Consider the following 21,265-nt stretch of genomic DNA (forward strand, 5'->3'; position numbering starts at 1 on the left):
GACCATCCCGGAATGACGATGCGTATGGCTCAAGCTCACACGCATCTCTATTGCCCCAGCCGTTCGATCAGGGCCGGCGCGTGCACCTGGTCGGCCTTGTAATTGCCGGTCAGCGTGTACATCACGATGTTGGCGCCGGCGCGGTAGGCGAATTCGCGCTGGCGGGTGTCGCCGCCGGTCACCGGCAGCATGGCCTGGCCGTCGGGCCGCACGGCCCAGGCGCCGGCGAGGTCGTTCGAAGTGATGATGATCGGCGAGACGCCGTCGCCGCCGCGCGCCGGACGCTGCGCGCTGTCCTCGTCCTCGTCGCGCGGCAAGGTCTCGACCCAGGTCTGGCCAGTGTTGAAGCGGCCGGGGAAGTCGCGCAGCAGATAGAAGGTCTTGGTCAGCACGTGCTCGCGCGGCACCGGCTCGAGCTCGGGCACGTCGAGCGACGACAGGATCTCGCGCAGCGTTTGCATGCCCGGGGTCTGCGACGCGCCGTTTGCGCCGGGCGGTGCCTCGATCGCGTCGCGGGTGTCGAACAGCACGGTGCCGCCCTGCTTCATGTAGGCGTCGATCTTGTTGATTGCGTCCTGCGGCGGCTTCGGTGCGCCCGGCACGATCGGCCAGTAGATCAGCGGGAAGAAGGCGAGCTCGTCGCGCGCGGGATCGACGCCGACGGGATCGCCGGCCTCGAGCGCCGTGCGCTGGGCCAGGAACAGCGTCAGCCCGTTCATCCCCGCTTTGACGATGGAATCGACGTCGGCATTGCCTGTCACGACATAGGCGAGGCGGGTCTGCGACACCGCTTTCATCGCGAACTCGTCGGATACGCCATCGGCGCGCGACGGCATCGGCGAGAGCGATGCGAATCCCGCGAGCAAGCCGAGCACGATCATGGCGGGCGCGGCGCGGCGGCGCAGCAGCGCGGCAATCCCGCCGCCGAGCACCGCGACGATGATGGCGTCGATCAGGAACAGCGCGAGCGCCGTCGACAGCAGCCAACCGCGCAAATCGCGCGGCTCGGCATTGGTGTAGGTGGCGTGCCGGGCGCGCAGACCCGCGGTGTTCAGGGCCGCGATGCGATCGGCGGCGGCAAGCGTGTTCACGGCGAGCGGTCCTTCTGCCGGACCATAGAAGCCTGGCGGATGATCTGATGTGGCGCGGTCGCGATAATCCGCAGCCAGCGGCTTTGCAGTCGCAGGCGGCGGACCGAAGGCGCCAAAACCATCGAGGATGTGCAGCGGCGCCACCGTCTCGGTGGTCGCTTCGCTGGCAACGCCGGCGCCCGGCTTGGACGTGTAGCCGGACATGTCGACGACCCGCCGCAGCATCTCGACGAAGGTGCCCGACATCGGCAGGTCCGACCAACGCATGTCGGCGCTGACGTGGAACAGGCTGACGATGCCCTTGCCGCGATGCTCGCCGGTCACGAGCGGCGTGCCGTCCTCCAGCGAGGCCCAGCTCTTGGTGGCGAGCACGGCGTCGGGCTCGGCCAGCACCTGCCGGCTCACGGTGACGTCTTTAGGCACCGCGACGCCGGCAAACGGGCCATCACCCGCGAAAGAGGCGAGATGCTGCGGCTTCTCCCAGGTCAGGCTGCCGCCGAGGGTGCGGCCACCCTTGCGCAGCTTGACCGGCACCAGATCGTCCTCGGCCTGCGCCAGCCTTGGCCCTGCAAACCGCACCAGCACGCCGCCCTGGTCGATCCAGGCATTAAGCCGCTCGCGGAGTTCGGGGGAGATGGTGCCGACATCGGCGAGGATGATCATCGGCAACTTCTGGTCGAGGAACTGGGTGATGCCCTGCTGCGGTGAGCCCTTGTCGGCGAGCCGCACGTCGGCGAAGGGGGCCAGCGCGCGGGTGAGATAAAAGGTCGGCGCCAGCAGCGGCTGCGCGGTCTCGCTGGTCGAGCCCGAGACGATGCCGACGGCGCGGCGGCGCCAGCGCTTGTCGAGCAGCTGCACCGCGCCGGCGGAGCGCTCGCCCGAGATCTCGAGCCGCGTGATGTCGTTGCGCAGCTCGACCGGCAGATCGAACGAAGCTTCGGTTTCCTTGTCCTGCGGACCGAACGAATAGCGGGCTTCGCCGATCGGCGAGGCCTTCTGGTCCAGTGCGCGTACGGTGCCGACGGCGATGCCGCTGTCGGTGCGCAGCACCTTCACCGTCATCTTCGCTGCGGCGTTCTCGGCGGCGACCAGGGCCAGCGGTGAGGAGGTGCCACCTTCGAACACGGTCAGGCTGCGATCGCCGATGGTCTTGCCGAGGCCAGCCACGAAGTCCTCGCCACGGCCGGTGTCGACGCCGTCGGACAGCCAGGCGATCTCGCAGTCGCCGGTGACTTTGAGGAAACGCTCGACCGCAGCCAGCGTCTCGACGCGATCGATCGAATAGGGCTTCGGCGCGAGTTGCCGCAGCGCGACGCGCGCCGCCCCCGCCGGCATCAGGGTGATGTCGCGGTTCGGCTCGGACAGCGGCACCAGCGCAATGGCGCGGCGGTCGTTGTCGGCATTGGCGATCAGCTCGTCGGCGGTCCTGATCCTGACGTCCCAGTGCGATGCGGCGCTCCAGCCGTCATCGAACATGATCATCAGCGGCGCCTTGCTGCCGGCAAGGCCCGTTTGCGGATTCCAGATCGGGCCGGCGGCGGCGAAGATCACCAGCGCGGCGGCGAGCAGGCGGAGCGCAGTCAGCCACCACGGCGTTCGCGAGGGCGTCTCCTCCCTTGGTGCGATGTCGAACAACAGCCGCGTCGGCGGAAACTCGATGCGGCGCGGCCGCGGCGGCATCACGCGGAGCAGCCACCACAGCACGGGCAGGCTGACGAGGCCGATCAGGAGCAGCGGTTGAGTGAAGGCGAGCGGCAATCCCATCATGCAGCCGGCCCTGCCTTGATCGTCGTGGTGCGGGCGCCCGACTTGCTCACCTGCATGCCCGCATGCAGGAACAAGAGCAGCTCGGCGGCCGAGCGGTCGGTCGCGTGCGTCGTGAACAGCCAGTCCAGCTTGTTGGTCTCGGCGCGGATCTGGTCGCGATGTAGCGCGAGCCGCGCGGTGTAGTCCTGAACCCAGCTCTCGGCACGGCCGGCGGTGATCACGCCGAAGCCTTCGGGCTCGACGAACTCGATACGGCCGGAATAGGGGAACGATTCCTCGGCGGGATCGACGACCTGCACCAGCGCGCCATGCGCGCCGGAGCCGGAGAGCCCTGCGAGGGTCGTCCTGATCTCGGAGATCGGCGACCAGAAATCCGACAGCACGATGATCTCGGCCAGCGCCGCGGGCACGAAGGACGGCGGCAGGCTCAGCCGGTCGGCATCGTCATGCAGCATCGCCTGCGCCATCTTGTCGATGACGCTGCGGCTTGCGGTCGGCGTCATCAACCCGGGAATGCCGACGCGCTCGCCGCCGGCGACGAGCAGCTCGGCGAGCGCGAAGGCGACGATCAGCGTCCGCTCGAGCTTGGACTCGCGCGCGCTCTTCGAGGCGAACGCCATCGAGGGCGAGCGGTCCGGCCAGATCCAGACCGTGTGCGAGGCTTCCCATTCGAGCTCGCGGACATAGAGATGATCGTCGCGCGCCGAGCGGCGCCAGTCGACGTTCTGCGCCGGCTCGCCCGAGACGAAGCGCCGGTACTGCCAGAAATTTTCGCCGGAGCCGGCGCGGCGCCTTCCATGCAGGCCGTGGATGACGTTGGCGGCGACGCGGCGGGCCTCGAGCACCAGGCGCGGCAGCGAAGCGGCGAGCGTGCGGCTTTCGCCATCGGCACGTCGGATCGCCAGTGTCTCCTTCGCTGCGTGCCCGTTCTCTGCTGCCATCAACCGATCCGTGTCTTCAATTGCCGGATCACGTCCGGAATCGTGCGCCCTTCGGCGCGCGCCTGGAACGTCAACGCCATACGGTGCTTCAGCACGGGTTCCGCGAGGTCGAGCACGTCGTCGACCGAGGGCGCGAGACGTCCGTCGATCAGCGCACGCGCGCGCACCGCCAGCATCAAGGATTGGCTGGCGCGCGGGCCGGGTCCCCAGGCGATGAACTTGCCGGCTTCGCCGGCGTCCGGACCCGGGCGGGCCGAGCGCACCAGCGACAGGATCGCCTCCACCACGGAATCGCCGACCGGCAGGCGACGGATCAGCCGCTGCGCGGTGATCAGCGCATCGGGCGTCATCGCGCCCTTGGCCAGCGTCTCCTCAGCGCCGGTGGTCTCGAACAGGATGCGGCGTTCGGCATCGCGATCGGGATAGTCGACGTCGATCTCCATCAGGAAGCGGTCCAGCTGCGCTTCCGGTAGCGGATAGGTGCCTTCCTGCTCCAGCGGGTTTTGCGTCGCGAGCACGTGGAACGGCTTCGGCAGATCGTGGCGCGCACCGGCGACGGTGATGTGCTGCTCCTGCATCGCCTGCAAGAGCGCCGATTGCGTGCGGGGGCTCGCGCGGTTGATCTCGTCGGCCATCAGGAGCTGCGCGAAGACGGGACCGGCAATGAAGCGGAAGGCGCGCTTGCCCGCGGTGCTCTCGTCCAGCACCTCGGCGCCGAGGATGTCCGACGGCATCAGGTCGGGCGTGAACTGGATGCGCTTGGCATCGAGACCGAGCGTGACGCCGAGCGTCTCGACCAGCTTGGTCTTGGCGAGACCCGGCACGCCGATCAGGAGCGCATGGCCGCCGGAGAGGATGGTGACCAGCGTGTTCTCGATCACGCGATCCTGGCCGAAGATGACGGAGCCGATCGCGTCCTTGGCCGCGCGAATCTGGCTCGACACCTGCTCGGCCGAACGGACGATCCCGTCCTCGAGTTTCTCGACACTCTCCGCCATTCGCTCGCTCCTTCAGCCTGCCACGCGGCTTGCTTGCATCGTCAGGTCAGCACGTCACGTCAGGTCATCACGTCAGGTCATGGGCCCTATGCTAGACTTGCAGGAAGGCCATGTATTCGTTGAATTAACCTATCCCCACCTTATCGGCTTCGGGGTATGTACGGCATCACGAAGTGGCGACCTCCACTCCGGATCATTCCGGATGGAACCGCACACCTGAGTACAACGTAGACCTGCACCAATCGTGCCAATCACAAAGTCAGGGCAAACCATGGCGAACCAAGGGCAGAGCGCCGATCGCGGTCTTGAAGGGCTGACTGCCGCCGCCAAAAGCGCCGCCAATGCCGAAGGCGCCAAAAAGGGCCTGCCTCCGGTGCATCTGTGGAATCCGCCGTTTTGCGGCGATCTCGACATCCGAATCGCGTCCGATGGTACTTGGTTCTATCTGGGGACGCCAATCGGCCGTCCTGCCTTGGTCCGGTTGTTCTCGACCATCCTCAAGCGCGAGGGCGACAAGCATTTCCTGGTCACGCCGGTGGAGAAGGTCGGCATTCGCGTCGATGATGCGCCGTTCATGGCGGTCGAGATGCAGAAGGACGGCGAGGGCCATCATCGCATGCTGCGCTTCCGCACCAATGTCGATGACTGGGTCACCTGCGATGCCGCGCACCGGCTGCGTTTCGAGCAGGCGCAGGACGGCGGGCTGACGCCTTACCTGCACGTCCGTGCCGATCTCTGGGCCAAGGTCACCCGCGCGCTCTATTACGATCTGGTTGACATGGGCGAGGAGCGGATGGTCGATGGCCAGCCGATGTTCGGTGTCGAGTCGGCCGGCGAATTCTTCGCCATGGCCGATGCGGAGCAGGTGAGGGCCGCGCTTTGAACAAGCCTATCCCCAAGAGCGAGGCTGAGGGTGATCCCGCCATCTTAGGCGCGGCGGATTTCTTCGCCCGCTCCAGAGCGAGGCTCGGCTTCGACGTGCCGCCAGGCCTCTACGATCCCAACATCATCCCCACCTCGGGCGATCCCGGCACCGACAAGATGCTCGAAATCATTGCGCGCGAGCAGCCGGTGCGCCCCGCAGCGGTGCTGATCGCGGTGGTCGACCATCCCGAGCCCACCATCCTCTTGACGCAGCGCTCGGCGCATCTCAACGACCATGCCGGCCAGATCGCGTTTCCCGGCGGCAAGATCGACGCGACCGATGCCTCGCCACTCGATGCGGCGCTGCGCGAGGCCGAGGAGGAGATCGGGCTCTCCAGAGACTTCATCGAACCGCTCGGCTATCTCGATCTCTACGGCACTGCCTTCGGCTTCCGCATCCTGCCGACGGTCGCGAGGGTCAGGCCGGGCTTTTCGCTCAGCATCAACCATTCCGAGGTTGATGATGCTTTCGAGGTGCCGCTATCCTTCCTGATGAACCCGGTGAACCACCAGGTGCACAGCAAGGAATTCCGCGGCATGGCGCGGTCCTACTACGCGATGCCGTTCGCGGAACGCTACATCTGGGGGGCGACGGCGGGAATGCTGCGTGTGCTGTATGAGCGGATCTATTCATCATGATCCGGACGGTTCTGACCGAGATCGGAATCTTCCTCATTCCCTTTGCCGTCTATGCGCTGTTCCTGGCCGCCACGCGCTCCGGCCTGTTCGCGCGATCCTCCTGGCCGGTCGCGATCGTCGCGCGGCTCGTCCTGGTCGCGCTCGCGCTGGTCATCGCGGGCCTGATCGGCCTCGCGCATTTCTCCGGCGCGCCGCCGGATTCGACCTACGTTCCCGCCCATATCGAGAACGGCAAGCTCGTGCCGGGCGCGGAAAAATAGGGACCGACCGATGAGCGCGGAGCCTTTACTTGCCCATGCGTCCTGGCTGACCGCAGGCGGGACCGCGCGCGTCCTGGAACTGCTCGGCGCTGATGGCGAGGAGGCGCGGGTGGTCGGCGGCGCCGTGCGCAATGCACTGCTCGGCCTCAAGCCTGGTGACATCGACATCGCGACCACGGCGCGGCCGGAGGAGGTGATGCGGCGCGCCAAGGCCGCCGGCATCAAGGGCGTGCCAACCGGCATCGACCACGGCACCGTCACGCTCGTCATCGACAGCAAGCCTTACGAAGTCACGACGCTGCGCGAGGATACCGAGACCTTCGGCCGCAAGGCCAAGGTCGCGTTCGGCCGCGACTGGGTGAAGGATGCCGAGCGGCGCGACTTCACCATGAACGGCTTGTCGGTCGATGCGAGCGGTGTCGTCTACGACTATGTCGGCGGCATCGCGGATGCCAAAGCCCGTCGCGTGCGCTTCATCGGCGATCCCGACCAGCGCATCGCCGAGGATTATTTGCGCATCCTGCGCTTCTTCCGCATCCACGCCGCCTTCGGTGCCGGCGAGCCCGACCGCGACGGCTATCTCGCCTGCATCCGCGGACGCGCGGGCCTTGCGAATCTCTCGGCCGAGCGGGTGCGCATGGAGATGCTGAAGCTGCTGGTGGCCGGCGGTGCAGCCGCGGCCGTGCAGGCCATGGCCGAAGGCGGATTGCTGCAGGCGCTGACCGGCGGCGTGGTCTATACGGGCCCGCTGGCGACGATGATCGCGATCGAGCGCGAGCTCGGCCTCGACGCGAGCAGCACGCGGCGGCTGGCCGCGCTGACGGTCGCCGTGACCGAAGATGCCAAGCGGGTTGCCGCGCGCTTGCGGCTCACCAATGCGGAAACCAAGGCGCTGGATTCGATGGGCCACCGCTGGTGGCGCTTGGCCACCAAGGACGAGGCCGATGCACGGCGGCTGCTCTACCGACTCGGTGCCGAGCGCTATCACGATCGCGTGTTGCTCGGCTGGGCGCGCGCTGCCGGTGAGGTGCATTCGCCGCGCTGGCGTGCGCTCGCCGAGCTGCCGCAACGCTGGACTGCGCCGAAATTTCCGCTGAAGGCCGCCGACTTCATCGCGCGCGGCCTGACCGAAGGACCCGCGCTCGGACATGTGTTGACACTCGCCGAGGACGCTTGGCTTGCTGCGGATTTTCCACTAGAGGAAGCCGCGCTCGCTGCCATCGCCGATCAAGCTGCGGCTCGCATCAGCCGCGATGAGAGAACGTGACCATCGTCTCAGGCTTCGCCGACATCTCGATTTTCCAGCTCCTGCTGGTCGCGTTGGTGGCGTTGTTTGCTTCGATCATCGGTGGTCTCGCCGGTTACGGCACCGGCGCCCTGATGCCGCTGGTGCTGGTGCCGCTGGTCGGCGCCGAGCCGGTGGTGCCGATCATCGCGATCTCCGCGATGCTGACCAATGCGAGCCGCGCTCTTGCCTATGTCCGCTATGCCGACCGCCGCCGCGCGCTGATCGTGCTCGCCTGCGCGGCGCTGACCACCGCCCTCGGCGCCTATGGCTACACGCGCCTCACCAATGCCGGCGCGGCGCTCGTGATCGGCACCATGCTGATCCTGAGCGTGCGCTGCGCCGCGTGCTCCGCCGCCGACAGTCAAGATCGGCAACGGCGGGCTCGCCGCCGGCTCAGTTGGTTATGGTGTGCTGGTCGGCGGCACCTCGGGCTCAGGTGTGATCCTGCTCTCGCTCCTGATGGCCGCCGGCCTTGAAGGCGCCGCCGTGATCGCGACCGACGCGATGATCTCGCTCGGCACCGGCCTCATCAAGATCTCGGTGTTCGGCCTCGCCGGCGCCGTGACCGCGCAGGTGCTCGCCTTCGCGCTGCTGATCGGGGGAATTGCGATCCCTGGCGCGTTCCTCGCCAAGGCTTTCGTGGAGCGGATGCCGGTGCATATCCACACGGCGATCCTGGATGTTGCGGTGATCACGGGCGGGCTGGTGATGATCTCGGCGGCGGCGAGGCAGCTCATCGCTTAGATGACGCCGGCCCAATCGGCATTCGCCCCTGGACCGCGGAGCGAAACTCCTTCGGGGCGTGCACCCGCAAATGTCGGCTTGCGATCCCAAACCGAAAGTCGCCCCGCTTGGTCGTCATCGGCGGCTGATGTCTCGAATGCGACGAACTCGGACCCTCGCCCGAGAGAGGCCGGACCTTGTTCGCGCTGGCCGCCAATTTCGTGTCGGCTCCGCCGAAAAGGAGTAGAGTGCCCAGGGTCACATCCGAGGAGCAGCAACATGACCCAACTCCCCGAGCTGGTTCCCGCCAGGGTCGACCGGCATGTCTTCGCGATCATGCCCAACACGATGCCGCCCCGAGATCCTGATGATGATGATGAAGAGGACGAAGAGGAAGAGCAAGACGATGAGGACCAGGCCGACGAACCGCCGGTCGTGCGCGAGCCGGACGAGGACTAGGCAGGACGTTTAGACGCAGCCTGAGCTTCGGTGAGTGCGATCCCAGGCCTGCGTGCGGCGCGCTGGTGCGTCCGGCGATGGTCAAGGTCGGTCTGATTCCGAGAGCAGCGGGCAGACGCGGAATGCAAGACGGTTCTCGGCGCAGCAACCGTTCGCGGGTAGAGGAGGTGAGCATGACTCTGATATGGCTTGGCGTGCTCCTTGTTTTCGGAGGCGTTCTCCAAATGGCGTTTCAACCCATCTGGCGAGGCCGATTCAGCGGTGGAAAGTGGCTTCGCTCCGGGCGTGACACGCTGGAACCTGAAAGGCCGGGTAGCGGCTTCGGCATCAGATCGAACTGGCCCGGACTTGCGATGGTCGCGCTCGGCGGCGCTTTCTTGCTGGCCGGAGCTGCCGTCTGAGTTGAAACGAATGTCTCGGGCGTTGCCTGTTATCTGCCGCGCCGATGTGGCAGCGCCACATCACTTCATGACCCACAGCCGAGGACACGAAGGCTTGGCAAGGTACACGACAGCCGAACCGTCGAGCTGGGCGAGGAACTGGCGCAAGCGCAGCGACGTTGGCGGTGAACTCTTAGCCGGTGTTTCTGACCGCCTCAGCCAGAATGGCGTAAAGCTGCTGCTTGCTGAATTCCTTGGGCTGCTGCCTCTCCGCTGTGTTCCGCGACACCTTCTGTGCGATTGGATTGGCGCAGTCTGTCGACGACGTCGGCCTCAGCTTCGGGGCCGACCTTATCTTGGGTCTTGCAGTGGGCGGCTTGTGGCCGCGCTTCAGGCCGTGACGGGTCAGCATGCCGCAGACCGCGTTACGACTGCACCCGAGACGGCGCGCGATCTGCGCCGCGCTCTGTCCTTCGGACCAGAGCCTATTGAGGAGCGCTATGTCTTTCGCATCCCAGCCCATGGGAGATAATATATCGCGGACTGCCGAGCACGCGCTAGTCCAGACTTCGTCCGGCTCGCGCACGACCGCCGGTTCGTTAGCGTCATCTTCCTCCTCGTCTTCTCCTCATCTCGTCTTCATCGGAGGGACGGCACGCGCATCTCCAGGCGCGATCGCTGCAAACGTGGCAGTGAGATCAGTTCGACAACATCAGCAAGGGGCAACACCCACCAGGCAACTGGTGCCGTTTGCAGCTACTCTGTGCCCGAGGATCCATTTGGCTCTATGTTCACCAAGACTTCGCCGGCAGCGATTTCGGGATCTCCAAGATCGAGGTCATGCAGACTCGCCTGAACAAACGCCAGTATCTTGGCGTTCGCTGCATTGGCGCTTTCACGGTCATCAAAGATCATCACGGCAATACCAACACCGCCGCCCGCATCCAGCACATAGTAAGATCTGAATCCGGGCGATTGCCTTAGGATCTCGCCGACGCCGCTCTTGGCGCGGCGAGCGGCATCCGCTACCGAACGAACCTTGGTGTATTTGCGAATGACCATGTACATGAGGCCACCACGCGCCATACGCCCGCATGCATCAAAGCACATCGGTCCCAAGCGGACCAGAGCCTACTTCCGAGTTAGATCGCAGCGTCCGGTTGGACGGAGGCAACGCGCCTTTTCCATTGAGTCATCCTCGCCCTCCAAACGGGAGCGAGGTGCTGAGGCTCAGGAGCCTTCGAACTTGAACGATACGTTGAGCTTGGCGCGATAGGCCTCGACTCTTCCGTTGTCATCCAGCTGCATATCGAGCTTGACGACCTCTGCAATGCGGAGATCCCGGAGAGATTTTGCAGCTTGCTCGACCGCGTTGGCGGCCGCTTTTTCCCATGAGTCGCCGCTGGTACCGACCAGTTCAATGACCTTGTAGACGCTGTCAGGCATGTCGTCCTCCTGTCCGGTAGGAGCAGGGAAATCTAGCACCTGGATATTGACGGCGATACAGTTTCGGGGATGTCGCCCCGAGCCGGGGAAGGACAAACTGCCTTTGGCGGAGGGCAGCCTTGGCCTGGGCTAACTTGCTGGACAAGCGCCATCGTATCCGCTCATAGCGGGTAGATGGGAAAGGGTCCGATTGGCTGTCACTTTCCTGTTTGGCCCAAGGGCGACATCAGTATCATCACTCACACAACAACGGCCAACCGCAGGTCGGCACGCTCCGCCTTAACCTGAAGGTCCGGAAACTTGGAGTAGGCGCCGCGACCGAGGGCACCTGCATCGCTTTCAAAGCCTAGCGCAGTAGTCGCTGGTATGCCAATTTGTGTTGTGCCAAAACCGCGGGAGGTCAGCATGCGAACGAACATAGTGGGAGCACTTTGCGCGATCGCAATGGTCGCGAGCGCACAGGCAGCGGTCAGGGAAGAGCCGGTCACCTACACGGATGGCGAGACCACGATGAAGGGCTTCGTTGTCTACGACGACGCGACCCAGGCCAAGCGGCCCGGCATCGTCATGGTGCCCGAATGGTGGGGCATCACCAAGCATACCCATGACGAGGCGCGGAAATTCGCGGAGCAGGGCTACACAGCATTCATTGCGGATATGTACGGCGACGGCAAGACTGCCGACAACCCGAAGGACGCCGGCGCGCTCTCGGGATCGGTGATGAAGGACCCGAGGGCGATGGAGGCGCGCTTCAACGCAGCGCGGGAGCAACTCGCCAAGCAGGCTTCGGTCAATCCCCAGCGGATCGGCGCTGTTGGTTACTGCTTCGGCGGCGCGGTGGTGCTGAACATGGGACGCGCCGGCGCTGATCTCGCCGCCGTTGCGGGCGTTCACGCAACACTCGGTCTCAATACTCCTGCACCGGCGCCGGGGACCGTCAAAGCTAAAATCCTCATTCTGAACGGTGCGGACGATCCGTTCGTGAAGCGCGAGCAGTACGATGCGCTTAAGAAGGATTTCGACGCAGCGAAGGCCGATTACCGGATCATCGAATATCCCGGCGCCGTGCACGCGTTCACGAACCCCGAAGCGACCGAACTCGGCAAGAAGTTCAATTTGCCGCTCAGATACGACGCCAAAGCTGATCAGGAAGCGACGGCCGAAGCAGCCAAGTTCTTTGCCGCAAACCTCCAAAAATAATCAAAAGGGCCACCGCAGGGCAGTTTCGCACTTTGCGGCGGGCCAAACCGGATCAGGGTAGGCATCAGGCACCAAGATGGTGCGGTGAGCTTGCTGCAGCCTGGACAAAGAACGTCCTAGAATGGACGCGCGCTTGGACCTGCACCAAAAAATTGCCTATGCTTCGGGTTGGGAGCGTCGGGGATTGGCGATGCAGCGACGGGAGTTCATCAGGCTTCTGAGCGGTGCGACAGCGGCTTGGCCGCTCGCTGGTTGGGCGCAGCGGGCCCCGCGGCAGCACCGGATTGCGTTTGTTCATTCGGGCATTCCCGCTGCTCAGCTGACCGAGACTGCGGGTCCCTTCTGGGTACGGCGGTTTCATGAAACGCTGCGCGGGTTGGGTTATGCGGAAGGAGCCAATATCGTCGTCGAGCGTTATTCCGCAGAGGGTCGCTCCGAACATTTTGCTTCTCTTGCTGCCACCGTCGTTGGCCGCGACCCGCAGGTGATCGTTGTAAATCTTAACGATCTCATCGAAGCGTTCGCGGCGGCCACCACAACGATACCGATTGTTGCGATCATGGGAGACCCGATCGCGACAGGATTGGTTGCAAACCTCGCGCATCCCGGAGGCAATCTTACGGGCGTTAGCATCGATGCAGGCTACGAAATCGTCGCCAAGCGCCTGCAAATTCTGAAGGAGGCGGTGCCCTTGGTCGCCAAGGTCGCTTACCTGACGTCGTCCCGTATCTTTATTGACACCTCACTAGGATTGTCGCTTCAGAAAGCGGGGCACGGCCTAGGCATCGTGCTGACCTGGAATTTCCTCCCGGAGGTAAATGATGCGCAACTCCGTCGCGCCTTCGAGATGACCTCACAGCAATTCGACGCTGCCATGGTTGACGCGAGCGGCACCTTTTTGGCACGACGCGACTCCATTGCCGAACTCGCCGGGAAGCTTCATCTTCCGATCATCTATCCCTTTCGCGACTATGTGGATTCTGGTGGGCTGATGAGCTATGCGCCGGATCTGGGCGAGCTTGCCCAGCGCCTGGCCATCGACGTGCATCAGATCCTAAACGGGACCAAGCCGGGCGACATCCCGATCTATCGGCCCAACAAATTCCAGTTGGTCATCAATCTGAAGGCTGCCAAAGCGCTCAGCCTCGAGATGACGCCGACACTCCTCGCTGGCGCCGACGAGGTGATCGAATGATGTCCGCTTGCAGTTGGATCGGCGAAAAACATCACGCCAAATCGCGAGAAGGCGACGTCGAATGAGGCTGGTTCGAATGGGAAAACTTGCGCGTCTCCTTGAACGAAGCGGAGTCGCCTGCATCCGTTCCCCGCTCGCCGCGCAAACCTCAGCACCTCGCTCGACAAATCGATCCCGAGGACTGAGCCGTCCGGCGCAACCGCGCGGGCAAGGTCAAGCGCTGTCTCGCCCCCACCACACCCTATGTCCAATACGCTTTCACCAGGACGAACCGTGACTGCCTCCAAGGCGCGCCGGCCTCGCGGAGCGAGCTGAAGCTCCAACGCTTCCCGAACCTCCGCCCAGGCACGGACCCGAATTTCCTCTTGGCTAAGGATGGGGAAGAGTTTGACCTGGTCCATTCTCAAATCATTGCCCGGCAGTCTGGGAATGTCGAGTTTGTTCGGCATGTCTGCCTGTGGCCGAAGCCGGGGCTCTCGATGCCGGTTGCTATCCCATCCAATGTGGGGTGGGCAGGTTCTTCTTGCGCAGAAATTCCGGGTTGAACAGTTTGGATTGATAGCGTTGTCCGCCATCCGCAAGGATGGTCACTATGGTCTTGCCCGGACCGAGGTCGCGCGCTAGTCGCATCGCTCCAACAATGTTGATGGCGCTCGATCCACCGAGCACAAGCCCTTCATGCTCGATCAGATCGAATAGAATGGGCAACGCCTCCTCGTCCGTGATCTGATACGCTGCATCAATTGGCGTGCCTTCCAGGTTCCTGGTCACCCGCACTTGTCCTATCCCTTCAGTGATCGAGTCTCCTTCGGTCGCGAGTTCTCCCTTGGTGAACCAGTTATAGAGAGCGGCCCCCATGGGATCGCTGAGCGCAATCCTGATGGCCGGATTGCGCTCCTTGAGGGCTCGCGCAACCCCACCCAAAGTCCCGCCGCTGCCGACAGCACAGGTAAAGCCATCAATCTTTCCGTTCGTTTGTTCCCAAATCTCCGGCCCGGTCGTGCGGTAGTGGCCCTCGCGATTGGCAACGTTGTCGAACTGGTTAGCCCAGAATGCACCGAGTTCTTCGGCGAGCTGACCGGAATAACGAGCGTAATGACCAGGATTTGAATACGGAACGGCGGGGACCAGTCGCAGGTCCGCACCACACAACCGCAACATATCCTTCTTCTCCTGGCTTTGTGTGTCAGGCATCACGATCACGCTTCGATAGCCGCGTGCATTCGCGACGAGCGCAATGCCTATGCCGACATTTCCCGCTGTGCCTTCGACAATGACGCCACCCGGCCTGAGCTTGCCGCGTCGCTCAGCATCGTTGACCATGGCGAGGGCCGCGCGATCCTTGATCGATCCACCAGGATTGAGAAACTCGGCCTTGCCGTAGATCTCGCAGCCTGTGGCCTCCGACGCCATTCGCAGCCTGATCAATGGCGTGTTGCCGATGGAGTCCAAAAATCCCGTTCGGATACCGTTCATCGCCTGCCCACCTTTGCACTTCCGCAACTTTAGGCTGCTCAGCGGACAATTCCGTTCTCTAGTTCAGGCGATATGAGCAACGACTTTGGCGTCCAGCCCACCAAATCGGCAATTCTATTCCCACACCGTGTTTCATTTCGGAGTGTGACCAAAGGCGAAGATCGCGGTCGTGCTGGGCACGTCAGCAGGTGAGCCCGGACGCGCCGGCCAAATCGACATTGGCCAAATGCTGTCGTCCGACCTAAGGAAATTGCAGCAATAACTGATTAAGGGGCGAGCTGATGGTGCCAGCGTCTTGCCGGAACGGCTGGGTGGCATAGGTCCAGATTGGTTAATCCGTTGTAGCGCGTAGGATGGGGAGAGCCCTGCGAACCCCATCGCTTGCGCCGCTAAGCATTGTTCTCGTTCTATCTGGCTCGAACACGAAGCCCGGACGTAGCTTTAGACCGTCGGTTCATTGAGCCAGAGCGGAAGGGAATAGCCGCGACTCCGTCGAGTGCTTATGCCCCTACACCGAAATCGTGCTGGGTTCTTCGCATCTTGCCCCCGAGACGGAAATCAGTCTGCTGCAGACTATTCCGCCATCGCGAGCGATCCCGAGCGCAATTCGGCAACTGCTTGCATGATTACCAGGAATGCGCCTTGCATCGCGAGTACGGCCATGATCGCGGCCACCGTAACGTCCGGCCAGCCCGTCCCCGTTCCGAAGACGCCTGCCGCGGCCAGCAGCACCGCGACGTTCCCGAGCACGTCATTGCGCGTGCAAATCCATGCCGACCGCATGTTCGCTTCGCCTTCTCGGTAAGTCCAAAGCAATCCGAACGATGCAGCGTTGGCCGCCAATGCCGCCAGGCCGACGGTACCCATCGTGAATGCACTGGGAAGGGTCCCGTGCAGGGAGTGCCAAATAACGGTTCCGATAACCCACAGGCCGAACACGCCCATCGTCGCGCCCTTTGCCAGCGCGGCGGAAGCGCGATACCGAAGCGCCATTCCGACGACCAGCAGGCTTATGGCGTAGTTCGCCGCGTCCCCAAGGAAGTCGAGGGAATCGGCCTGGAGGGATGCCGAACCAGCAGCCAATCCAGCTGCGATCTCCACAGTGAACATAGTGGCGTTGATCAGCAGCAGCGCCCAGAGGACGCGCCGGAAGGCTTCGTTCCGCTTTTGCTTGCCGCCTAGATCGAGTGGCGGCGGGGCACAACAGCAATCCTTCATACCGTCAGAGTAGTCCCGTTTGGCTGGAGCCGCCAGACTACCTTCTGCGCGTGTGAAGTCATAATTCATGTATTTCGGAAATTGTATAATCTTCCAGTTCTGGTCGTGAGCGCGGCGCTTCGCGGTGGCCTCACACCACAGGATGGGCGTTGAAGCGATCGCGTCGGCTGGCGCGGAATCGCCCCTTCATCTTGAAGCCGTCCCTCATATTGAGGCGGAGAAGAAAGATGTTTGTCGCCCGGCAAGCAGTTTGAGCGTCTGCACTGCATAGAACGTCGAGTCGAACTCGGTTGGAAGCGAGAAACAGGGCGGCAGGAATCAGAACGAGGATGCCGTTGCCGGCGACGAAAGGCATGCGTTTGATCTTCGCATCGATGAGTCCGGCGCGCCCTTCCTTGGCGAGGAAGAACCTCCTGTCACCGCAGCGCCGGGACCAATAGCAGGAAGCCCACGGTATCGCCGTCTTGATCACCGTGACGCTCGCGTGTGACGCAAGCACTTCCGTGAGAACCGTGGAGATCCATAAGGTTGCAATCATCACCAGTGCCGTCGCGCCGGCCATGGGATGAAGAATCTTGGCCATTGTCCAACTCCACCGCGTGCCGGGCGATCACGCGACGCAGATGTCCGGCACCGCGACTTTTTGGAACAGGTGAGGAGAAGCGACGGCGGAAGAGGGATAAGCCGAGACCTTCGATCTGAATTCAGGGTGCGTGAACGCGGCGCGGAAATGGGCGGTCGATTCCCAGACGGCATAGTTCAGGTAGGTCGGGCTGTCGCCGATCGCGCGGTGCAGCTGGGTGGAGATGAAGCCGGGCTGCCGCTTCATGAAGGCAGCGTCGTCCTGCCAGACCTGGAGGAAGCTTTGCTCGTCGGCATTGTCGAGTGTGAAGACATTCACCAGCACAACGGGACCGGCATCGATGCCGAGTTGGCGATCGATCGGAAAGGTGGGGTCGAGAGGGCGCAGGAACGACATGAAAGCCTCCTGGGTTTGGGTGCATGATGTCAATATGGTACGATGCTCAAGATATGAAATTGACATAATGATGTCAATATCACATTGTGGTGACAGATGCTGAAATCCCAGCGAACGCCGGCCGGCGATGCTTTGACCGACTTCATGCTCGACCTGTTCCGGCTGAATAGTCTGCTGTTGACCGCAGGCGACCGCTTGGTGGCCCGGCTTGGGCTAACGAGCGCGCGCTGGCAAATCCTTGGCGCAATTGTTCACGCCGAGCGATCCCAGCCAGTCGCATGGCTTGCCCGCGATCTCGGTGCCAATCGTCAGAACGTGCAGCGGATCGTCAACGATCTGCACGCGGAAGGGCTGGTGGCGTTCGAGGCCAACCCCCACCATCGGCGCGCCCAACTTGTCGTCTTGACCGAGAAGGGACGGCGCGCTTTCGATGCCGCCATGGCTTTGCAGGCGCCGTGGGTCAACGGCCTTTCGGAAGGACTCGCGATCAAGGACCTGCAAGCCGTTCACCGCGTGGTCACGGCTCTTCGGAAGAAACTGGAGAGCAACGATCCAGATGATCTGAAATGATCACTCCGCGAGCCCGGGAGTTCCGGGACGCGTCGTGCCTCCTGAATTGGTCCTGGTCTGTTCGACCGACGCCTCACTCCCGCATCTGGCCCTTCTGCGACATCCACCGATGGCCGCCATCGCATCATTGCTGGCAGAGAAGCGGACATCGGAAGCGCCGGAGCGGAGCGCTCCGTTCAGGATGTGGTCTTCGTCCCTACTCTTCGTCGTCCTCCTCATCCTCGTCTTCTTCCTCGTCCTCATCTTCCTCGACCTGCACGAGCACGGCGAGCGGCAGTGTCTCGCGGAACAGATCGCCTTCCATGCCCATCCATAGGCAGAGCGCCTCGTTTTCCTTCACCTCCGCGACGGTCAGCGGCTGGCCGCCGGATTTCAGCATCACGACATCGCCGGCTTTCAGATCCATGGATTGTCCTTTCGGGTTGATCGACGCGGCCGTGAGGCTAACAGGCCGTCATGACATGCCGATCACGCCGGCTGCGCGCACCGGAAATTCCGCCGGCGCGTTGCGCTACGATCTCAGCTGCGCGCGCTCGTGATCGGCTGGTTCGGCAGGCACTGGTTGCGGAGGCGGCTCACGCAGAAGCTTCGCAAGTCCCGCGACGATGGCAATATGCCCCTGTTTTGCCCGACGAGTCAAAGGCGATTCGTAAAATCCGTAAGCCTTTGATTTTGCAGCGGCTGGCTACTGTGCATGGGGTTGTTTTCGCCATTTTTGTTGTCGCGCCTGGCTACGTCTGGTCAGGCAGCAGCTCGCCGAGCGATCGGATGATGCGGTCGGGCTTGACCGTCGAGCCTTCGGGCAGGCCCTCGCCATGCACGTCCATCCAGATCGAGTAGATGCCGAGACGCTGCGGCGTCACGACCTCCCATTCCAGATTGTCGCCGATCATCCAGGTATCCTCAGGGGTGACGCCGAGCGCCTCCATCGCGTGCAGATAGGCGCGCTCCTCGGGCTTGCCGAAGCCGTGCTCGCCTTCGATCTGGATGTGGTGGAAGCGGTGCGCCAGCTCGAAACGCTCGACCTTGGCGCGCTGCATGTCCGCGGCGCCGTTGGTCACCAGCGCGAGCTTGATGCCGAGCGCCTTGAACCGGTCGATCGCCTCATGCGCGCCGGGGAAGACGAACATCTCCTCCTCGCGATAGGCGGTGAAGCGGTCGGCGAGGCGAATGGCGAGGTCGTCGGGAAGGGCGCGGTGGCCGGCCGCCGCGAGTGCGGCAAAACCGCCCTTCACCGTGAGGTGACGGGCCTCCGCGAGCTTCATCCGCCACGCCGGTTCCGCGTTCGCCCAGAAGTTTCGCGCGAAAGCGAGCACCGCAGTTGCGACTTGCGGCGGCGGCAGCGGCGCCAGTTCCTCGGCGAACTCGGCCGTGATCGTGTTCCAGGCGATCTCGGGCCGGCCATAGGCCGACAGGATGGTGTCGTCCATGTCAATCAGCATGGCGCGGGGGAGCGGCTTTGCGGCGGGCTTCATTGTGGTCACGGCCACTTCACCTCCGGCGGCAGTGACGACAGGATCGAGTCCACATTGCCGCCGGTCTTGAGTCCGAAGATGGTGCCGCGGTCGTAGAGCAGGTTGAACTCGACATAGCGGCCGCGCCGGATCAGTTGCTCCTCGCGGTCCGTCGCGGTCCAGCTTGTCGCGAAATTGCGCCGCACGATCTCGGGATAGATCTTCAGGAAGGCGCGGCCGACGTCCTGGGTGAAGGCGAGGTCTGCATCCCAGTCGCCGCTGTCGTGCCAGTCATAGAAGATGCCGCCGATGCCGCGTGCCTCTTTCCGGTGCGGCAGGTAAAAATACTCGTCGCACCATTTCTTGTATTTGTCGTAATCGGCGACGCTGTCGTGCTGGCTGCAGGCCTGTTTCATCGCGGCGTGGAAGGCAACGCTGTCGGCATCGTCCTGTGTCCGCCTTCGCTCCAGCACCGGCGTGAGGTCGGCGCCGCCGCCGAACCAGGCTTTTGTGGTGACGACGAAGCGCGTGTTCATGTGCACGGCAGGCACGTTCGGATTGCGAATATGGGCGATCAGCGAGATGCCGGAGGCCCAGAATTTTGGATCCTCCGCGGCGCCCGGAATCTGGGCGCGAAACTCGGGGGCGAATTCGCCGTGCACGGTCGAGCAGTGCACGCCGACCTTCTCGAACAGGCGGCCATACATCATCGACATCACCCCACCACCGCCGGCCGCGCCAGTGTGGTCGGTGCGCTGCCAGGGCGTACGCTTGAAGCGGCCGGCTTCGCCCGGATAGAGGCTTTGCGGTGCGTCGTCCTCGAGCCGCTCGAAGCTCGCGCAGATGTCGTCGCGCAAGCGCTCGAACCAGGCGCGGGCGCGGGCCTTGCGGTCTTCGATTGCCGTAACGTCCATCTGCATTCCCGCGTCCTACCTGATGCCGAGCGATTTGTGCGTCTGCACGCTCAGCCGCCATTGCGGATGGCGCAGGCAATAGTCGATCGCGCGCGCGGTGTTCTCGATGACCTCGGGCCCGTCCATCGGCTGCAGCGAGAAGCGCTCGAAGGCGAGATCCTCAAATGTTTCGGGCATCGCCAGCGCCTGGGGATAGACCAGCTTCAGCTCGTGGCCGCGCCGCAGGACCAGCTCGCTGCCGCCCTTGGGGCTGACGCAGATCCAGTCGAGCCCCTCAGGAGCTGCGATCGTGCCATTGGTCTCGACGCCGATCTCGAAACCTCTCGCGTGCAGCGCGTCGATCAGCGCGGCATCGACCTGGAGCAGCGGCTCGCCGCCGGTCAGAACCACGTAGCGGTTGTCGGTCGATGCCGCCCATTGCGCGGCGATGGTGTCGGCGAGTTCCGCGGCCGAGCCGTAGCGGCCGCCGAGGGTGCCATCGGTCCCGACGAAATCTGTGTCGCAGAACTTGCAGGTCGCTTCCCCGCGGTCGGCCTCGCGGCCGCTCCAGAGGTTGCAGCCGGCAAAGCGACAGAACACGGACGCGCGCCCGGCATGGGCGCCTTCGCCTTGCAGGGTCAGGAAGATTTCCTTGACCGCGTAACTCAAGTCTCTCTCCTCAATCCTTCTTCGGCGTTCCGGATCTGCCGCAGCGCCTCTCCTGCGGCCATCGCCGCGCTCATCGCCACATTGAGCGACCGCAGCCCCGCCTTGATCGGGATCACCAGGCGCGCATCGGCGGCCTCGACCACCGCGTCGGTGACGCCGGCGCTCTCGCGCCCGAATAGCAGGATGTCCGAGCTCTGGTAACGAAAATCGCGGTAGTCGGTGGCGGCCTTGGTCGTGAACAGCAGCAGCCGGTAGCCCTGGCCTGCGCGCCAGTCCTCGAATTTCGTCCAGGAGTCGTGACGGGTCACGCTGACATGGTCGAGATAATCCATTCCCGCCCGGCGGAACAAGCGGTCGGAGAAGGGGAAACCGGCGGGCTCGATGATATGGGCGGGCATACCCAGACAGGCGCAGAGCCTGAGAATCGTGCCGGTGTTCTGGGGGATGTCAGGCTGGAAAAGCGCTATCTGCATGGGCGGTGGCGGGCTGGTTGCGGGCGCAAAATGTCTCAATAAAACATCGCATCCCCGGGAATTCGTGCAATGCACGCTCCCGCGCCGATAGCGGGCTTGCGCTCGCCCGGCAAGGGTGCCAATAGAACGATTCTGGACTGCTGTTTTCCCCGTTTGGGCGTGAGCAAGCAAAGTTCTGCCGCCGCGGGGGCCGCGGGCGCCGGCAGCCTTTCCGGGGACCTC

At 63.8% G+C, this 21,265-nt stretch carries 26 protein-coding genes; 10 read left to right on the plus strand and 16 right to left on the minus strand.

Translation table 11 applies throughout. The features are described from left to right. Positions 1-47 precede the first annotated feature (47 nt). The 3 genes from P6U29_RS09685 to P6U29_RS09695 are packed head-to-tail and all read right to left on the minus strand — an operon-like array spanning position 48 to position 4,797. Complete coding sequence (locus tag P6U29_RS09685; protein ID WP_407117385.1) at positions 48-2,858, minus strand: DUF4159 domain-containing protein; 2,811 nt, start codon at positions 2,856-2,858, stop codon at positions 48-50. Beyond that, the gene (locus tag P6U29_RS09690; protein ID WP_407117386.1) at positions 2,855-3,799 is read right to left on the minus strand and encodes a DUF58 domain-containing protein; all 945 of its coding nucleotides are present in this window, start codon (positions 3,797-3,799) and stop codon (positions 2,855-2,857) included. The genes P6U29_RS09685 and P6U29_RS09690 overlap by 4 nt, the downstream gene beginning before the upstream one ends. After that, positions 3,799-4,797 carry an AAA family ATPase gene (locus P6U29_RS09695; protein WP_407117387.1) on the minus strand — a complete coding sequence of 333 codons (999 nt, stop codon included), beginning with the start codon at positions 4,795-4,797 and terminating at the stop codon, positions 3,799-3,801. Before P6U29_RS09695 ends, P6U29_RS09690 begins: the two co-directional genes overlap by 1 nt. Positions 4,798-5,068: 271 nt before the next feature. Between P6U29_RS09695 and P6U29_RS09700 the strand changes: the two genes are divergently transcribed. The 7 genes from P6U29_RS09700 to P6U29_RS09730 all read left to right on the plus strand — a co-directional run bounded on the left by P6U29_RS09700 (position 5,069) and on the right by P6U29_RS09730 (position 9,090). After that, positions 5,069-5,680 carry a DUF1285 domain-containing protein gene (locus tag P6U29_RS09700; protein WP_407117388.1) on the plus strand — a complete coding sequence of 204 codons (612 nt, stop codon included), beginning with the start codon at positions 5,069-5,071 and terminating at the stop codon, positions 5,678-5,680. Beyond that, a complete protein-coding gene (locus P6U29_RS09705; RefSeq protein ID WP_407117389.1) occupies positions 5,677-6,360 on the plus strand; it encodes a CoA pyrophosphatase in 684 nt (227 codons plus the stop codon). The genes P6U29_RS09700 and P6U29_RS09705 overlap by 4 nt, the downstream gene beginning before the upstream one ends. Further along, the gene (locus P6U29_RS09710) at positions 6,357-6,620 is read left to right on the plus strand and encodes a DUF6111 family protein (RefSeq protein ID WP_407117390.1); all 264 of its coding nucleotides are present in this window, start codon (positions 6,357-6,359) and stop codon (positions 6,618-6,620) included. Before P6U29_RS09705 ends, P6U29_RS09710 begins: the two co-directional genes overlap by 4 nt. A 10-nt stretch (positions 6,621-6,630) precedes the next feature. Further along, entirely contained in the window at positions 6,631-7,887 is a 1,257-nt protein-coding gene (locus tag P6U29_RS09715; RefSeq protein WP_407117391.1) for a CCA tRNA nucleotidyltransferase, read from the plus strand. Continuing rightward, entirely contained in the window at positions 7,884-8,384 is a 501-nt protein-coding gene (locus tag P6U29_RS09720) for a TSUP family transporter (RefSeq protein ID WP_407117392.1), read from the plus strand. Before P6U29_RS09715 ends, P6U29_RS09720 begins: the two co-directional genes overlap by 4 nt. Beyond that, complete coding sequence (locus P6U29_RS09725; protein WP_407117393.1) at positions 8,347-8,652, plus strand: hypothetical protein; 306 nt, start codon at positions 8,347-8,349, stop codon at positions 8,650-8,652. The genes P6U29_RS09720 and P6U29_RS09725 overlap by 38 nt, the downstream gene beginning before the upstream one ends. Positions 8,653-8,910: 258 nt before the next feature. Further along, positions 8,911-9,090: a hypothetical protein gene (locus tag P6U29_RS09730; RefSeq protein ID WP_407119628.1), complete on the plus strand. Its 180-nt coding sequence runs from the start codon at positions 8,911-8,913 to the stop codon at positions 9,088-9,090. Between the two features lie 573 nt (positions 9,091-9,663). Here P6U29_RS09730 and P6U29_RS09735 read toward each other — a convergent pair. From P6U29_RS09735 to P6U29_RS09745, 3 genes are all read right to left on the minus strand, one after another. Further along, the gene (locus tag P6U29_RS09735; RefSeq protein WP_407117394.1) at positions 9,664-9,993 is read right to left on the minus strand and encodes a GcrA family cell cycle regulator; all 330 of its coding nucleotides are present in this window, start codon (positions 9,991-9,993) and stop codon (positions 9,664-9,666) included. Between the two features lie 233 nt (positions 9,994-10,226). Continuing rightward, positions 10,227-10,538, minus strand: coding sequence for a hypothetical protein (locus P6U29_RS09740; RefSeq protein WP_407117395.1), 312 nt, complete (start codon positions 10,536-10,538; stop codon positions 10,227-10,229). A gap of 162 nt (positions 10,539-10,700) precedes the next feature. Continuing rightward, entirely contained in the window at positions 10,701-10,916 is a 216-nt protein-coding gene (locus P6U29_RS09745) for a dodecin family protein (RefSeq protein WP_407117396.1), read from the minus strand. Positions 10,917-11,321: 405 nt separating this feature from the next. Between P6U29_RS09745 and P6U29_RS09750 the strand changes: the two genes are divergently transcribed. Continuing rightward, positions 11,322-12,116, plus strand: a complete 795-nt coding sequence (locus P6U29_RS09750; protein WP_407117397.1) for a dienelactone hydrolase family protein — start codon at positions 11,322-11,324, stop codon at positions 12,114-12,116. 121 nt (positions 12,117-12,237) lie between these two features. Further along, positions 12,238-13,311, plus strand: coding sequence for an ABC transporter substrate-binding protein (locus P6U29_RS09755; RefSeq protein WP_407117398.1), 1,074 nt, complete (start codon positions 12,238-12,240; stop codon positions 13,309-13,311). Here P6U29_RS09755 and P6U29_RS09760 read toward each other — a convergent pair. The 5 genes from P6U29_RS09760 to P6U29_RS09780 form a co-directional block, all read right to left on the minus strand. Continuing rightward, complete coding sequence (locus tag P6U29_RS09760) at positions 13,203-13,886, minus strand: class I SAM-dependent methyltransferase (RefSeq protein WP_407117399.1); 684 nt, start codon at positions 13,884-13,886, stop codon at positions 13,203-13,205. The two genes, P6U29_RS09755 and P6U29_RS09760, sit on opposite strands and share 109 nt — an antisense overlap. Further along, positions 13,801-14,787, minus strand: coding sequence for a cysteine synthase A (locus P6U29_RS09765; RefSeq protein WP_407117400.1), 987 nt, complete (start codon positions 14,785-14,787; stop codon positions 13,801-13,803). Before P6U29_RS09765 ends, P6U29_RS09760 begins: the two co-directional genes overlap by 86 nt. A 573-nt stretch (positions 14,788-15,360) precedes the next feature. After that, positions 15,361-16,005 carry a cation transporter gene (locus P6U29_RS09770; protein ID WP_407119283.1) on the minus strand — a complete coding sequence of 215 codons (645 nt, stop codon included), beginning with the start codon at positions 16,003-16,005 and terminating at the stop codon, positions 15,361-15,363. 130 nt (positions 16,006-16,135) lie between these two features. After that, positions 16,136-16,588, minus strand: coding sequence for a hypothetical protein (locus P6U29_RS09775; RefSeq protein WP_407117401.1), 453 nt, complete (start codon positions 16,586-16,588; stop codon positions 16,136-16,138). Between the two features lie 27 nt (positions 16,589-16,615). Beyond that, the gene (locus tag P6U29_RS09780; protein WP_407117402.1) at positions 16,616-16,984 is read right to left on the minus strand and encodes an antibiotic biosynthesis monooxygenase family protein; all 369 of its coding nucleotides are present in this window, start codon (positions 16,982-16,984) and stop codon (positions 16,616-16,618) included. A 96-nt stretch (positions 16,985-17,080) separates the two neighbouring features. Here P6U29_RS09780 and P6U29_RS09785 point away from each other — a divergent pair, with 96 nt between their 5' ends. Beyond that, a complete protein-coding gene (locus P6U29_RS09785; RefSeq protein ID WP_407117403.1) occupies positions 17,081-17,554 on the plus strand; it encodes a MarR family winged helix-turn-helix transcriptional regulator in 474 nt (157 codons plus the stop codon). Between the two features lie 196 nt (positions 17,555-17,750). Here the strand turns inward: P6U29_RS09785 and P6U29_RS09790 are convergent, their stop codons facing one another. The 5 genes from P6U29_RS09790 to P6U29_RS09810 form a co-directional block, all read right to left on the minus strand. Then, entirely contained in the window at positions 17,751-17,960 is a 210-nt protein-coding gene (locus tag P6U29_RS09790) for a DUF2158 domain-containing protein (protein WP_407117404.1), read from the minus strand. A 325-nt stretch (positions 17,961-18,285) separates the two neighbouring features. Continuing rightward, positions 18,286-19,029, minus strand: coding sequence for an HAD family hydrolase (locus P6U29_RS09795; protein ID WP_407119284.1), 744 nt, complete (start codon positions 19,027-19,029; stop codon positions 18,286-18,288). Positions 19,030-19,034: 5 nt separating this feature from the next. After that, positions 19,035-19,922 carry an oxygen-dependent coproporphyrinogen oxidase gene (gene hemF / locus P6U29_RS09800; RefSeq protein ID WP_407119285.1) on the minus strand — a complete coding sequence of 296 codons (888 nt, stop codon included), beginning with the start codon at positions 19,920-19,922 and terminating at the stop codon, positions 19,035-19,037. Positions 19,923-19,937: 15 nt separating this feature from the next. After that, positions 19,938-20,570 (minus strand): 7-carboxy-7-deazaguanine synthase, encoded by a 633-nt coding sequence (gene queE / locus P6U29_RS09805; RefSeq protein WP_407117405.1) that lies wholly within the window; start codon positions 20,568-20,570, stop codon positions 19,938-19,940. Beyond that, positions 20,567-21,043, minus strand: a complete 477-nt coding sequence (locus P6U29_RS09810; RefSeq protein ID WP_407117406.1) for a tRNA (cytidine(34)-2'-O)-methyltransferase — start codon at positions 21,041-21,043, stop codon at positions 20,567-20,569. The genes queE and P6U29_RS09810 overlap by 4 nt, the downstream gene beginning before the upstream one ends. Positions 21,044-21,265: the final 222 nt, after the last annotated feature.

Source organism: Bradyrhizobium sp. LMG 9283 (assembly GCF_045571415.1).
Classification (GTDB): domain Bacteria; phylum Pseudomonadota; class Alphaproteobacteria; order Rhizobiales; family Xanthobacteraceae; genus Bradyrhizobium.